A 13,325-nucleotide genomic window follows, 5' to 3' on the forward strand; every position below is an offset into this window, starting at 1 on the left:
TTTCACGGCTGGGCCACGGGCCAGCACACTTCGGTCCGGTAGGCGGCGGGATCGTCGGACACGTCCGGTCCGAGCAGGTACATCTCGCGGATCGGCTCCGGCAGCGCCACATCGTGTTCGGCGACATGACTGCCGAGCGCGCCGTAGGTGCGGTCGAAATCGACGAACGGGCCCTCGTGCACGGCGACGGCGAAACGGCGCGCGGGTAACTCGATCGCCGAAAGCCGCGGGGGCAGGGCCACCTCCGCGTCGGCGACCGGCACGAACGCGACGACCTCGCCCTCGTCCTGTTCGAAGAAATCGGTGCCGTAGGTGGCGCCGCCGACGCCCGCTGGCGCGATGTTCGCGGCGGCCAGCGCCTCGTACAACGCCTGGAACGTCGAAGCGCACCACTCGCCGATGTGCTCGCGCGCCACCGTCGCGCCGATCGCCGCCGCCGGGAACGCCGCGACCGCGCGATACTCCACGGTGATCGGAGCGGACGGCGTCAGCAGCGCGCGCAGCGAGGCCACGACCGCGCGGGTACGGGCCAGCTCGGCCTCCATACGCTCCAGATGCGCGCGCAGCGTGGCGTCACGCGCGTTCTCGTCCGGCGCGGCCAGCACGGCGCGGATCTCCGGAACCGGCATGTCCAGCTCACGCAGCCGCCGGATCAACTGAGCCTGGGTCACCTGCGCCGTCGCGTACCGGCGATAGCCCGAACTCGCGTCGATATCGGCCGGAGCGAGCAGGCCGATCTCGTGGTAGTAGCGCAACGTCTTCACGCTGAGATTGCTCAGCCTGGAGAATTCCCCGATGGGGACGGTCGCCGTCATGGCATCAGCCAACACCCTCCAGTGGCGGGAGGGTCAAACGACACCCGTTGTTCAGGCGAGCGCGAAGGTCAGCAGCAGGGTGGTCTGGAACGCGCCGCGCCACCACGAGTAGCCGAACCACACACCGGGAGTGACCTCCCGGATCTCGTCGTAGACCGGCGGCGTCGGGGACGGTGCGTAGTTCAGTGCCCAAGCGGGCTGCCCGTCGGTCAGGGCGGGCGCGGAGTAGACGTCGGCGCGCCAGCCCTCGATGCCCGCGCCGGTGATCCGGTTCATCAGGTAGCCGCCGTCCGGGCCGGTGTAGAAGGTCTTGCCGATCCACAGCGGTGGCGCGACGGCCTGCATGACCGGCGGACGAGTGACCCAGCCCGATTTCACGCCGACCGGAACGGCGCCGAGAGGCGCGGCGCGGAAGATGGCGTCCTGCTGCTCCGGGGAGCACCGGAAGCGCAGCGAATCGAGCGTCGCCGCCTTGTCGTCGGGGTAGAGGACGCAGCCGCCCCCGTAGTCGGCGACCGCCGGGGCGGTCGCGGGCTCGACGGCCTCTTGCGTGTCGATCACCTCGGTCGCATCGGTGATATCCGGGTCCGCGGACGCCGCGGCGCCGAGAAAGATGCCGGGAACACCGAGCGTGAGCACCAGGGTGCTCAGGAAACGTGCACGAACTGCGATCATCTTTGGCTCCAGGTTTGCCCACCGCGCTCCGACTAGGTGTCGATGGTAGGGCGCGATCGGTCGGTTCCAATCGGAACTACCCAACCTGTTATCCACCATGCGCCGCGCACCCGGGACCGTCGGGCCGCGCCGTTGCCGCGCCGCGGCAGGACTAGGCTGGCCGATGACACCTTCTCCAGAGAGGACTCTCCCGTGCAGCCAGGTGGCCAGTTCGATATGCAACAGTTGCTCGCCCAGGCGCAGCAGATGCAGCAGGCGGTGATGGAGGCGCAGGCCGAGATCGCGGCGACCGAGGTGGACGGCGCGGCAGGCGGCGGCTTGGTGCAGGTCAGGCTCAAGGCGAGCGGTGAGGTGGTGTCGCTGACCATCGACCCGAAGGCCGTGGATCCCGACGACGTCGAGACGTTGCAGGACCTGGTCATCGGCGCGGTCAACGACGCGATGGCCAACGCGCAGCGCATCGCCGCCGAACGGCTCGGACCGCTGTCCGGTGGCTTCGGCGGCGGTTCGCTGCCCGGTTTCTGAGCCGAGGTAGCAGTTGTACGAGGGTCCGGTCCAGGATCTGATCGACGAATTGGGCAAGCTGCCCGGCGTCGGTCCGAAGAGCGCGCAGCGCATCGCCTTTCACCTGCTGCACGTGGAGCCGCCGGAGATCGACCGGCTGCAGGCCGCGCTGCAGAAGGTGCGCGACGGTGTGCAGTTCTGCGTGAGCTGCGGGACGGTCTCCGACGGCGAGCTGTGCCGCATCTGCGCCGACCCGCGCCGGGACCGGACCATGATCTGCGTGGTCGAGGAGCCCAAGGACGTGCAGGCGATCGAGCGCACCAGGGAATTCCGCGGTCGATACCACGTGCTCGGTGGCGCACTCGATCCGCTCAGCGGCATCGGTCCCGACCAACTGCGGATCCGGGAACTGCTGGCGCGCATCGGTAATCAGGAGGACGGCGTCGACGTCAGCGAGGTGATCATCGCGACGGATCCGAACACCGAAGGCGAGGCCACCGCCACCTATCTGGTCCGCATGCTGCGCGACTTCCCCGGTCTGAGCGTGACCAGGCTGGCTTCGGGCCTGCCGATGGGCGGCGACCTCGAGTTCGCCGACGAGCTGACCCTCGGGCGCGCGCTGTCCGGCCGACGCGCGCTGTAGCTCCCGAAAGCGCCTCCCGGCACGGGCATTGCGCCGCGCCGGGCGTGCGTTACCGTGTCGGGGATGAGCATCGAATTCGTGCTGACGACGCTCGTCATCGTCGCCACCCCCGGCACCGGTGTGCTGTTCACGTTGGCGGCGGGGCTGTCTCGCGGTGCGCGGGCCGCGGTGATCGCGGCCTTCGGTTGCACGCTCGGCATCGTCCCGCACCTGATCGCGGCCATCACGGGTCTGGCCGCGCTGCTCGACGCCAGCGCGGTCGCGTTCCAGACGCTGAAGTACCTGGGCGTCGCTTACCTGGTGTACATGGCTTGGACCACGTTCCGGGACAAGGGCGCGCTCGCCGTGCCGGAGCAGACCGGGCACACCGCGCCCACGGTGCGGAAAGTGATCGCCTCGGCGGTGCTGCTGAACCTGCTCAACCCCAAACTGACCATCTTCTTCTTCGCGTTCCTGCCGCAGTTCGTACCCACCGGCACGCCGGACGCGCTGGCCCGCATGCTCGAATTGAGCGGCATCTTCATGCTCGCCACCTTGGTGGTGTTCGCGGTGTACGGCGCGTGTGCCGCCGCCGTCCGCGATCAGGTCGTTTCCCGCCCAGCCGTGGTCACCTGGACGCGCAGGGTCTTCGGCGCCTCGTTCCTCGCGCTCGCGGGCCGGTTGGCCGTTCAGAACCAGTGACCGGGTTCAGAGATCGACGCGCGCCCAGGGCAGGCCGGTGAAGCGGGAGCGGTCGTCGTTGGCCCAGCCCCAGATGAGCGCGGCCACGGTGGCGGGATCGGAGACGGTGGTGCCGAAATGCTTGTCGGGGGAGCCGTCCCGGTATTCCACGGTGTAAGCGCCCGAGTTCTCCCGGTAGGTCTGTATGTAGAACTGCTCGCCGCGTTCGACGACGAGATACGGGTTGGGCGGGCTCAGCTCCGGGATCCACTGCTGGACCAGCGCTTCGGTCAGGTACGGGAACTCGCCCGCGCCGCCGTGGGTGACGATGGCCCTGACATGCCCGGCGGGATCGATCAGCCAGGCCAGCTGCGGGTCGTAGACGGCGTAGTTCAACGGTGTGGCGAGTTCGAACAGCAAGTGGCGGACGAAGCCGATCGCGTCGTAGGGGCAGGCCACGTGCAGTGCCGCGCCGGTGGCCGCGCCGCCGACCGGCGCGGTGCTGAGGAAGTTGTCCTCCTCGGGCAGTTCCGCGTTGCGTCTGTTCAGTTCGGCGGCGATCCGCGCGACCGCCTCCGACTCGGGGACGCCCTGCTGAGTGCTCAGGTAGGCGTCGACCTCCGCGATCGACGACGCGACTCCGGACGGCAGCAACACGTGGTCATAGCTCACCGGGCCAGAGTACGGAACCGTTCAGGCGCGGCGCCGGGCCGTCTCGTCCTCGCCGCACCGGCAGCCGCCGGCGAGGTCGCGGCAATCGAGGACGAAGGCGTGCCTGGCGTGGTCGAGTTCGAGGCAGTGCTCGTCGGTGCATTCGGCGATCCGGCTCACGTGCACGATCAGGGTGCCGTGGCAGTGGTCGAACGCGGATTCGCAAGAAGAGCAGTTGGATTTACGCATATGACCTCCTGACGAGATCGTTGTCGTCGTTCGGTGATACCACCGGCGCGGGCCGCGCGGTGGGACCCGCGCCCGTGTGTCGCACAGTCGGGTATCGGGCAAACATCGTGCAACCGGACGTGGACGCACCGCCGATGTGCCAGGTGCGCTAGCCGTGACATGCGAAAATGGCTGCACAGCCCACACTTGCGGTGCCCCGGGCGCGATCGGTACTGACCGCCTGGACAGCATTCGGCGACCGTTGGGCACGGACGGCGGCGAAAGTGAGGTCGGCGCGGTGACGTTGCGCGATGAGCGGCGGGTGACCGCGACCACCGTGCGCGAACAGGTCGCGCGCTATCGCGGTGAGGCCGCCGCCACCGCCGCCTACGACGAGTGCGGCGCGCCCGTCGCGGGCTATTACGACGAACTGGTCGACGTGGACGGCAAGGTGCGCCGGGTGTGGTCGCAATTGTCCGCGGACTTCGCCGAACTCGGCGAGGACGGTCTCGGCAGGCTGGACAGCCGGGTGCGCAGGCTGATCGATGACGACGGCATCAGCTACCTCGAGGCCGGCGCGTCGGCCGAAGCCGCGACCCCGGCGCCGTGGCGCCTCGATCCGATTCCCTTGCCGGTCGCCGCGGACGACTGGAGCCGGCTGGAAGCCGGGCTGGAACAACGTTCCCGCGTGCTCGACGAGGTGCTCACCGACATCTACGGGCCGCGCAGGACGCTCGCCTCGGGGTTGATCGCGCCGGAGATCGTGTTCGGCCACCGCGGCTACGTGCGGGCCGCGCACGGCATCACCGTGCCGGGGCGCCACCAGTTGTTCCTGCACGCCTGCGATCTCAGCCGCTGGAGCGACGGCCGCTTCCGCGTGCTCGCGGACTGGGCGCAGGCGCCTTCCGGCGTCGGATACGCGCTGGCCGACCGCAGGGTGGTGGCGACGGCGATCCCGGAGGCGTTCGAGCACGCGAATCCCCGTCCGCTGACGCCTTTCGCCAGGGCGATGCGGTTGATGCTGATCGAATCCGCGCAGACCGACGACGACGAGCCGGTGGTCGTCGTGCTCAGCCCCGGCGTGCATTCCGAGACCGCGTTCGATCAGGCCTATCTCGCCTCCACCCTCGGCTTTCCGCTGGTGGAGAGCGCGGACCTGGTGGTGCGCGACGGCGCGCTGTGGATGCGCTCGCTCGGCACGCTGAAGCGGGTGGACGTGGTGCTGCGCCGGATCGAGGCCGAATTGTCCGATCCGCTGGACCTACGGCCGGATTCGCGACTGGGCGTGGTCGGCCTGGTCGAGGTGCTGCGCCGGGGCGCGGTGACCGTAGTGAACACGCTCGGCAGCGGACTGCTGGAGAATCCCGCGCTGACCGGATTCCTGCCCGCCCTGGCGCGCGCGTTGCTCGGTGAGGACCTGCTGCTGGACAGCGCGCCCTCGTACTGGGGCGGGCGGGAGCGGGAGCGGGAGCATCTGATCGCGAATCTGGACAAGCTGGTTCTCCGTTCGGCGGTCCACGGCGCCGCGCTGTTCGGTCCCGAGCTGAGCCGGGAGCAGCGCGACGAGCTGAAGGCGCGCATCGGTGCGCACGGATGGCAGTGGGTGGGCCAGGAACCGGCACAGTTCTCCGTCGCGCCCGCCGTCCGCGAGCAGGCCGGCCTCGCCGCGGCTCCGGTCGGCATGCGCTTGTTCTCGCTCGCCCATCGGCGCGGCTACACCGTGCTGTCCGGCGGTCTCGGCCAGGTGCGGCAGCGCACGACCGACCGTGTCGCGCGCAAAGTCGCCGCCAAGGACATCTGGGTGCGCGCCGCGCCGACGGCCGCCGCCGCGATCAGCACCGAGCCGCCGCGCGAGCCGCGGCGCACCGCTCCGGTCGTCGCGGCGATCAGCTCTCCGCGCGTGCTCAACGACCTGTTCTGGATCGGCCGCTACGGCGAGCGCGCGGAGGACACCGCCCGGCTTCTCATCGCCACCCACGAGCGCTACCAGGAGTTCCGGTACCGGCCGTGGCTGGAAGGCGCGGGCGCGTTGCCGATCCTCCTGACCGCGCTCGGCCGGACCACCGCCACCCCTGCGCCGACCGACGGACTTTTCGGCGCCGAGGTGAGAGCCCCAGCGCCGCAGCAGAGTTCGGCCGATCGCGGCATGCTCGCTCCGTCGGGGGCAGGCCTCGATGGAGGTGTCACGCAGTACGGGGACGAGCGCTCGCCCGCCTGGTCTTCCGATGCCCTACCGGCGCTGCCCGGTACGGGCGAGCGCGCGGAGGGCACCCCGGCGTCGCGGTCTCCCGGTCGCCGGTCGGCCGAGGATGTTCCCGCCACCGAGCCTGCTCGGCGTGCGGTCGATTCCGGTATCGAACGCCGCTCCGCCGTGACCAGGGACGAAGCCGTGGCCGGTGTGGCACAACCCGTTACGGCCGGTATGGAGGCCGTCGCCGAACGACCGGACGACGAGACGACCGGTGCGGCGCAGGACACCGCCCCGCGGGCACACCGAGTGCCGGGCGCGTCCCGCGCGGGCCACGACTACCTCGTCGCGCTGACGATCGACCGGGAGCTGCCAGGATCACTGGCCTTCGCGATCGATCGGTACGGCAGCGCCGCGCGTGCCGTGCGCGACCAGCTCTCGGTGGACACCTGGATGATCCTCGGCGCGGTCGAACGCGCGCTGGCCTGCTACCCGGCCGCGGTGGACGATCAGGAGGCGGAGCTGTCGGACGTGCATGCGCGCACCCTGGCCGGGCTGCTCGCGCTGTCTGGGATCGACGGCGAGTCGCTGATCCGCGACACCGGGTGGCACGTCAGGGACATCGGGAAACGGATCGAGCGCGGCCTCGCCCTGACCGCCTTGCTGTCGGCCGCGCTGACCCAGCGGTACCCGGACGAGATCGAGCGCGAGGTCACCGAATGGGTGTTGCGCGCCACCGAGTCGTCGGTGAGTTACCGTCGGCGCCACCAGGATTCCGTGCGGATCTCGAACGTCGCCGAGCTGCTGCTGTTCGACACCGCCAATCCGCGCTCGCTGGCCTATCAACTGGGTCGCCTGCACGCCGATTTCCAGGCGCTGCCCGGTGCGTCCGGCTCGTCGCGTCCACAGCGGCTGCTGGCGGACGCGCGCCGCATGCTGCGCCGCCTCGACCCCGACGACCTCGAGGTCACCGACGCGGACGACCGGCGCACCGAACTGGCGGAGCTGCTGGAGGGTGTGCACTCGCGCCTGCGCAAGGTATCGGAATCCTTCGAGACCACGACGCTGTCGCTGCCGGTGGACATCCAGCCGCTGTGGGGCAGCGCGCAGGTCGTCGGATGACCGGCCGGCGCTACCGAGTGGAGCATCGCACCAAGTACTCGTACTCCGGCGAGGTCATCAACTCCTACGGGCGCGCGTACTTGACGCCGCGCGATCTGCCCGGCCAGCGCTTGCTCGCCCATGAGATCCGGATCGACCCCGCTCCATCGGACCGGTCGGTCGGGGCGGACGTGTACGGCAACATCACGTCCTATTTCCACGTCACCACGGAGCATCGCGCTTTGACGGTCGTCGGTGAATCACTCGTCGATGTGGACGTTCCCGTCCGCGATGACGCGGGCCCGGCGGCGGAACCGTGGGAACGCGCGCGCCCGACGGGGGCGAACGGGCCGTTCGCCGTGGAGTTCGCCCTCGATCTGCACCCTGAGGAGATCACTTCCGAGCTCGTCGCGTACGCGGCCGAATCCTTGCGGCCGGGCAGGCCGCTGCTGGACGCGGTGACCGAGCTGAACACCCGGATCTACACCGACTTCGCCTACCGTTCCGGCGCCACGACGGTGTCCACCCGGGTGGCCGACGTGTTCGCGGCCCGCGCAGGCGTCTGTCAGGACTTCGCGCGCCTCGCGGTCGCCTGCCTGCGGTCGCACGGCCTCGCCGCCAGGTACGTGTCCGGCTACCTGGCCACCGATCCGCCGCCGGGCAAGGAGCGGATGGTCGGCGCCGACGCCACGCATGCCTGGGCGGCGGTGTGGACGCCCGGCGCGGGACCCGACCGCTCGGGCCGGTGGATCGACCTCGACCCCACCAACGACCAGCTCGGCGACGAGCGGTACATCACCGTGGCTTGGGGCCGCGACTACGCCGACGTCCCTCCTTTGCGCGGCATCATCTACACCGACGCCAAGGACAGCGCGATCACCGTCTCCGTCGACGTCACCGAGGTGGACGCCTGAGCACTACGACCTGCTATCCACCGGTGGCGCGCTTCGCCGGGCTCAGAAGCCACCAGCCCCCCGGCGGATCGGGTTCGAACTCACCGTCGACCAGGGCGATGAAGCCATCGGTGACCTCGAGGTCCGGTTCCTTCCCACCTCTCCTATCGCGTCATCGGCACACGAAGGTAGTCCGGCTCATGGTGCTAGGACGGCCGGAGAATCCACCGTGCACAAGACGCGACCGGCGCTTACCCAGCCTCGTGCCGCCGCCCGCCCTGCGAGGAGCGCCGGTGGCGGCTCAGGTGGCCTGGTCCGACCGTGATGCGCCGGTTCAGGCGCGCAGGCGTTCCCGGCGGAGCTGGTCGACCTCGGGCAAATCGAGGGGGGCCAGTTCGGTGACGCCGAGGGCGCGCATCAGCAGCAAGTCGGCGAGTTCGGGGTTGCGGGCCAGCGCAGGGCCGTGCATGTAGGTGCCGATCACCGAGCCCTGCACGACGCCTTCCAGCCCGTCGCCGACGCCGTTGCCGACGCCGCGGGTGACGCGGGCGAGGCCGTGCGCGTCGCCGCCGAGTTTGGTTCCGCCCCGGTGGTTTTCGAAGCCGGTGAGCGCGGCGGTGAGCCCGTCGAGCAGCGGTGTGGTTGTCACCTCGCCGATGGCGCGTTTGTGCTGCGGCGAGGTGGTGACGTCGAGCAGGCCGACGCCGTCGACCCGCTCGCCCGCTGAGGTCTCGTACCACTGGCCGAGCACCTGGATGGCCGCGCAGATCGCCAGCACCGGAGCGCCTCTCCCGGCGGCGCGCTGCAAACCGGGGTAGCGCTGTAGGTGCCGGGTGGCCAGGCGCTGTGCGGAGTCCTCCGCGCCGCCCAGGGTGTAGACGTCCAGGGAATCCGGCACCGGCTCCGACAGATTGATCTCGACGATCTCGGCGTCGTAGCCGCGCATGCGCAGCCGCTGGCGCAGCACGAGGGCGTTGCCGCCGTCGCCGTAGGTGCCCATCACGTCGGGCAGCACCAAGCCGATGCGGAAGGTCGATTCACTCATGATGCCCGCTCCTCGAGGTCACGGTTGAGATCACGGAACGCGGTGTAGTTGGCCAGCACTTCCACGTGGCCCGCTGGACACGACGCGATGGCGCGCACCGGATCGGGCACCAGGGTGTGCTCGACGCCCGCGTAGGTCAGCCGCACCGCCAGGTCGGTGGCGCGTTCGCCCGCCGCCACCACCTGCACCCCTTCGAAGTGCTCGAAGCGCACGTCCCACAGCCAGGACAGGTCCTCGCCGTCGGGCACCTGGCCGTTCACCGCGATCACCAGGCCCGCCGAGGTCGGCTCGATCATCGACAGCGCCTCCTGCCAGCCGGCCGGGTTCTTGGCCAGCAGCAGCCGCGCGTCGTGCTCGCCGACCTGCACGGTGCGGTAGCGGCCCGCGATCTCGCGCACCGTGCCCGCGGCCGCGACGGCCTGCTCCGGGTCGGCGCCGAGCGCGACAGCGGCGGCCACCGCCTGTGCGGCGTTGCCGCGGTTGGCCCGGCCCGGCAGCGCCAGGCGCAGCGGGAAACGCTTGCCCTCCGGTCCGACCAGATCGTCCCCGTCGAGCCACCAATCGGGCTCGGGACGCTGGAAATCCGCTCCGGTGCTGCGCCAGTGCGCGCCCTCCCAGACGATCGGCTCGCCGCTGCGCGGGCAGCTGGTCGCGTCCATCGCCCAGCCGCTGCCCGCGGCGACCCACACCACGTTGGGATGGTCGTAGGCGATGGAGGTGACCAGCACGTCGTCGCAGTTGGCGATCACCACGGTGGCCGGGTGCTCGGCCAGGCCCGCGCGCAGCTTGCGCTCGATCATGTTGATCTCGCCGACCCGGTCGAGCTGGTCGCGGCTGAGGTTCAGCAGCACCACCGCCGAGGGGTTCAGCGAATCGGTGACGTGCGGCAGATGCAGTTCGTCCACCTCGATCGCGGCCAGCGGCGCGCGCCGGTGCGCGTTCAGCGCGGCGACGATGCCCGCGTCCATGTTCGCGCCGTCGGCCTGGGTCGCGACCGCGCCGAGGGTGCTGAGCGCGGCGGTGGTCATCCGCGTGGTGGTCGACTTGCCGTTCGTGCCGGTCACCAGCACGGTGCGCCGTCGCTGCCCGAGCTGATCCATGACGGTCGGATCGATCTTCAACGCGATCAGGCCGCCGATCATCGAGCCCTTGCCGCGACCCGCCTTCTGCGAGGCCCAGGACGCCGCGGCCGCCGCCGCCAGCGCGAGCCGTCCGCGCACCGATAGTTCTGCCACGCCGCGAGTCTATGTTCGACGCGCGATCCGGGCGCGCCGCGGTCGGGTGGCGTGGGCCACGCGGCTCACGCCTGGTAGAGCTTGGCCGCGTAGTTCTCCGGCGCGTAGTAGCGCTCCAGTTCCTCCACCGTCTCGGTCACGTTCGTCTGCACCTCTTTGACCAGGCGCGCAGCGCTCGGCAAGGTGTCCTGCGGCCACTGATCCGGCTCCCAGAGGTGGCTGCGCATGAACGCCTTGGCGCAGTGGAAGAAGATCTGGTCGATCTTCACCTCGACGGCGAGGATCGGGCGGTGGCCGCGCACCACCATGTCGTCGAAGTACGGCGCGTCGCGCACCAGCCGCGCGCGGCCGTTGATCCGCAGCGTCTCGCGGCGGCCAGGGATCATGAACAGCAGGCCGACGTGCGGGTTGGACAGGATATTCAGGTAGCCGTCGGCGCGCCGGTTACCGGGGCGCTCCGGGATGGCGATGGTGGTGTCGTCGAGCACCCGCACGAAGCCCGCCGGGTCGCCTTTCGGCGAGGCGTCGCAGTTCCCGTTCGCGTCGCAGGTGCTCATCACCAGGAACGGGGACAGCGCGATCCACTCGCGGTCCCTGGCGTGCAGGACGGGACGCTCCTTGGTCGCGACGCGCGGCGCCACCTCGCCGAGCAGTGCCCGCAGATCCGCCGGGTCGGTGATGTCGTTGGCGGTGCTCTCGCGCATAGTTCGATTCAAGCACCACGGCCTGGGGAATGACGATCGAATTGGGTTCGGGCGAGAGGAGATCGATCACATCCGTTCAGACCGGGACGTCGAACATGTTCGGTAGCCCGGCTGCGAAGCGGTCGGCGTCGATCCGGCGCAGGGGTTCCAGTTCGGGGGCGCGGTAGAGGGTGTACATCCGGCAGCGCTCCGCGTTCGAGCCGGCCACGTCCAGCAGTGCGTTCACCGCCGCGCGGGCGGACTCGTTGGCGCCCTCCATGGTCGCCAAGTCGATGTTCGTGCGCACGTAATCGCCTGCCAGGAAGAGGTTTTCCAGCGCGCCGTGCGGTTGCGGACGGTGCTCCCACGACCCGGCGGTGTTGATCAGCAGCGGGTCGGCGTTGGCGTTGCGCCGCTGGCCCTCCTGCCAGGTGATGCCCGGATCGAGGAACCAGGAGTGCAGGTCGGCGTCGCCCAGCACTTCGCCGCGATCGTCCAGGTGGGCTCTGATCTGCGCCCACGCCTCGCGAGCGATCTCCTCGTGGGTGCACTCCTTCGCGGGTTTGCCGAACAGGATGCCGGGGGTGTTCCAGTCGGAGATGTCCACCGAAAGACAGTCCTGCGCACCGCCGTCGCCGAATTCGGTCAGCTTGCGGCGCCACAGCTGGTTCTGGCTGATCGAGGTGAGCGACCACGGCGCGTCGATGTATGCGGTGTGGCCGCGGGAGATGTCGGCCGATCGGCGCAGATAGAACTGGATGCCGTTCATCCAGTCGGTGAACAGGTTGTCCATCCCGGCCAATTCGGGCTGGACGGCGAGCACTTGCGGCGACCACAGCGTGCGTGCCCGTTCGGCGGGCAACGCGACGACGAAGTAGTCGGCCTCGATCGTGCGCTGCGCGCCGGTCTCGTCCACGACGCGGGCCGCGACGATCCTGCGGTCACGCACCTCGAGCTCGCGCGCTTCGGCGCCGAGCACGAACTGCGCTCCCAGTTCCCGGATCCGCTGCGTCCACGGCTCGATCCACACCGCGTTGGTCGGGCCGTTGAGCACCCGGTCCAAGCTGCCGTCGTTGCCGATCCCCATGGGGTTGCCGAGGAACTGCTCGCCCATGGTGCCGATGGTGCGCACGCTGGCGATGTTCTCTTTCGCGGCCACCATGATGCTGGTCAGCGTGCGCGACAGCAGCGCGCGGAACTCGTGCGAGCGCGCGTGGCCGCCGACGAAATCGTGCCAGGAGGTGCGCTCCCACTGGCCGAGGCGGCGGGCATCGCAGCTGGTGTTGAAGACCAGCAGGCGTTCGGCGAAGTAGACGCCCTCGTGCGGCGGCATCTTCAGTGCGGTCGACAGCGCCGCGCCGAGCGTTTCGCGGAAACTGTCGGGAGAGAATTCGGCGCGGGAGCGCGGCCCGAGCGGGACGCGGAAGTCGTCGCCGCCGTGCCGGGCGAATCGTGCTTCCGGCACCGCGACGAGGTTGTCCCATACGCCATTCGCGTTGCCCGGGAAGGGGATTCGGCGCATGGTTTCGGGGATGTGCTGGTAGAAGCCGGGGAAGAAGCGGAAGCCGTGTTCGCCGGGCAGGTCCGGCCGTCCTTCCGTTCCGGTGCCGGGCACGCCGACGCTGCGGGCCTTGCCGCCCCACGCCCGCTTCTCGTAGACGGTGACCTGGAACCCGCGTTCCGCCAGTTCGTGTGCCGCGGTCAGGCCCGCGACACCGCCGCCGAGTACCGCGACTCTTCTGCCACCGGGATTCGCCCTCGCCGGCGTGGGTCTCAGCGCACCCGCCGTCAGCGCCCCCGCCGTAGCCACCCCCGCCGCGACCGTGTTACGAAGCAGTGCTCTTCGCGATACGGTCCACTGATTGTCTGCCATGCGCCGCTCTGCTGCCTAGCCTCGGGACCAACTTCCACGCCGCGCACTACTGTAGAGCGACAATCCGATCAATTCGCACCGACCCCGTGCGGCGACCGGCGCGGAGTGCGATTCTCGTGTCGGAGTGAACA

At 70.1% G+C, this 13,325-nt stretch carries 13 protein-coding genes; 5 read left to right on the forward strand and 8 right to left on the reverse strand.

Annotated features, from left to right (window positions below; genetic code table 11):
- Positions 1 to 2: 2 nt before the first annotated feature.
- Both U3653_RS03855 and U3653_RS03860 read right to left on the reverse strand, forming a co-directional pair.
- Positions 3 to 815: a MerR family transcriptional regulator gene (locus tag U3653_RS03855; RefSeq protein WP_195079800.1), complete on the reverse strand. Its 813-nt coding sequence runs from the start codon at positions 813 to 815 to the stop codon at positions 3 to 5.
- 51 nt (positions 816 to 866) lie between these two features.
- Entirely contained in the window at positions 867 to 1,490 is a 624-nt protein-coding gene (locus U3653_RS03860; RefSeq protein ID WP_195079801.1) for a hypothetical protein, read from the reverse strand.
- A 192-nt stretch (positions 1,491 to 1,682) separates the two neighbouring features.
- On the opposite strand from U3653_RS03860, the gene U3653_RS03865 reads away from it, so the two are divergent.
- The 3 genes from U3653_RS03865 (at position 1,683) to U3653_RS03875 (ending at position 3,318) form a co-directional block, all read left to right on the forward strand.
- The gene (locus tag U3653_RS03865) at positions 1,683 to 2,015 is read left to right on the forward strand and encodes a YbaB/EbfC family nucleoid-associated protein (RefSeq protein ID WP_195079802.1); all 333 of its coding nucleotides are present in this window, start codon (positions 1,683 to 1,685) and stop codon (positions 2,013 to 2,015) included.
- Positions 2,016 to 2,028: 13 nt separating this feature from the next.
- A complete protein-coding gene (gene recR / locus U3653_RS03870) occupies positions 2,029 to 2,637 on the forward strand; it encodes a recombination mediator RecR (RefSeq protein WP_195079803.1) in 609 nt (202 codons plus the stop codon).
- Positions 2,638 to 2,700: 63 nt separating this feature from the next.
- Positions 2,701 to 3,318, forward strand: coding sequence for a LysE family translocator (locus U3653_RS03875; protein ID WP_195079804.1), 618 nt, complete (start codon positions 2,701 to 2,703; stop codon positions 3,316 to 3,318).
- 6 nt (positions 3,319 to 3,324) lie between these two features.
- On the opposite strand, the gene U3653_RS03880 is transcribed toward U3653_RS03875, so the two are convergent.
- A complete protein-coding gene (locus U3653_RS03880) occupies positions 3,325 to 3,969 on the reverse strand; it encodes a hypothetical protein (RefSeq protein WP_195079805.1) in 645 nt (214 codons plus the stop codon).
- 21 nt (positions 3,970 to 3,990) lie between these two features.
- Positions 3,991 to 4,197, reverse strand: a complete 207-nt coding sequence (locus U3653_RS03885; RefSeq protein ID WP_195079806.1) for a hypothetical protein — start codon at positions 4,195 to 4,197, stop codon at positions 3,991 to 3,993.
- A gap of 277 nt (positions 4,198 to 4,474) precedes the next feature.
- On the opposite strand from U3653_RS03885, the gene U3653_RS03890 reads away from it, so the two are divergent.
- Both U3653_RS03890 and U3653_RS03895 read left to right on the forward strand, forming a co-directional pair.
- Complete coding sequence (locus tag U3653_RS03890) at positions 4,475 to 7,486, forward strand: circularly permuted type 2 ATP-grasp protein (RefSeq protein ID WP_323124473.1); 3,012 nt, start codon at positions 4,475 to 4,477, stop codon at positions 7,484 to 7,486.
- Positions 7,483 to 8,379 carry a transglutaminase family protein gene (locus tag U3653_RS03895; RefSeq protein ID WP_195079807.1) on the forward strand — a complete coding sequence of 299 codons (897 nt, stop codon included), beginning with the start codon at positions 7,483 to 7,485 and terminating at the stop codon, positions 8,377 to 8,379. The genes U3653_RS03890 and U3653_RS03895 overlap by 4 nt, the downstream gene beginning before the upstream one ends.
- A 313-nt stretch (positions 8,380 to 8,692) precedes the next feature.
- Here the strand turns inward: U3653_RS03895 and U3653_RS03900 are convergent, their stop codons facing one another.
- From U3653_RS03900 to U3653_RS03915, 4 genes are all read right to left on the reverse strand, one after another.
- The gene (locus tag U3653_RS03900) at positions 8,693 to 9,403 is read right to left on the reverse strand and encodes a type 1 glutamine amidotransferase (RefSeq protein WP_039794476.1); all 711 of its coding nucleotides are present in this window, start codon (positions 9,401 to 9,403) and stop codon (positions 8,693 to 8,695) included.
- Positions 9,400 to 10,638: a MurT ligase domain-containing protein gene (locus U3653_RS03905; RefSeq protein WP_195079808.1), complete on the reverse strand. Its 1,239-nt coding sequence runs from the start codon at positions 10,636 to 10,638 to the stop codon at positions 9,400 to 9,402. Before U3653_RS03905 ends, U3653_RS03900 begins: the two co-directional genes overlap by 4 nt.
- Before the next feature lie 65 nt (positions 10,639 to 10,703).
- Entirely contained in the window at positions 10,704 to 11,342 is a 639-nt protein-coding gene (locus U3653_RS03910) for a pyridoxamine 5'-phosphate oxidase family protein (RefSeq protein ID WP_195079809.1), read from the reverse strand.
- Positions 11,343 to 11,418: 76 nt separating this feature from the next.
- A complete protein-coding gene (locus tag U3653_RS03915) occupies positions 11,419 to 13,194 on the reverse strand; it encodes a hydroxysqualene dehydroxylase (RefSeq protein ID WP_195079810.1) in 1,776 nt (591 codons plus the stop codon).
- Positions 13,195 to 13,325: the final 131 nt, after the last annotated feature.

Source organism: Nocardia implantans, from assembly GCF_035544775.1.
GTDB lineage: Bacteria > Actinomycetota > Actinomycetes > Mycobacteriales > Mycobacteriaceae > Nocardia > Nocardia implantans.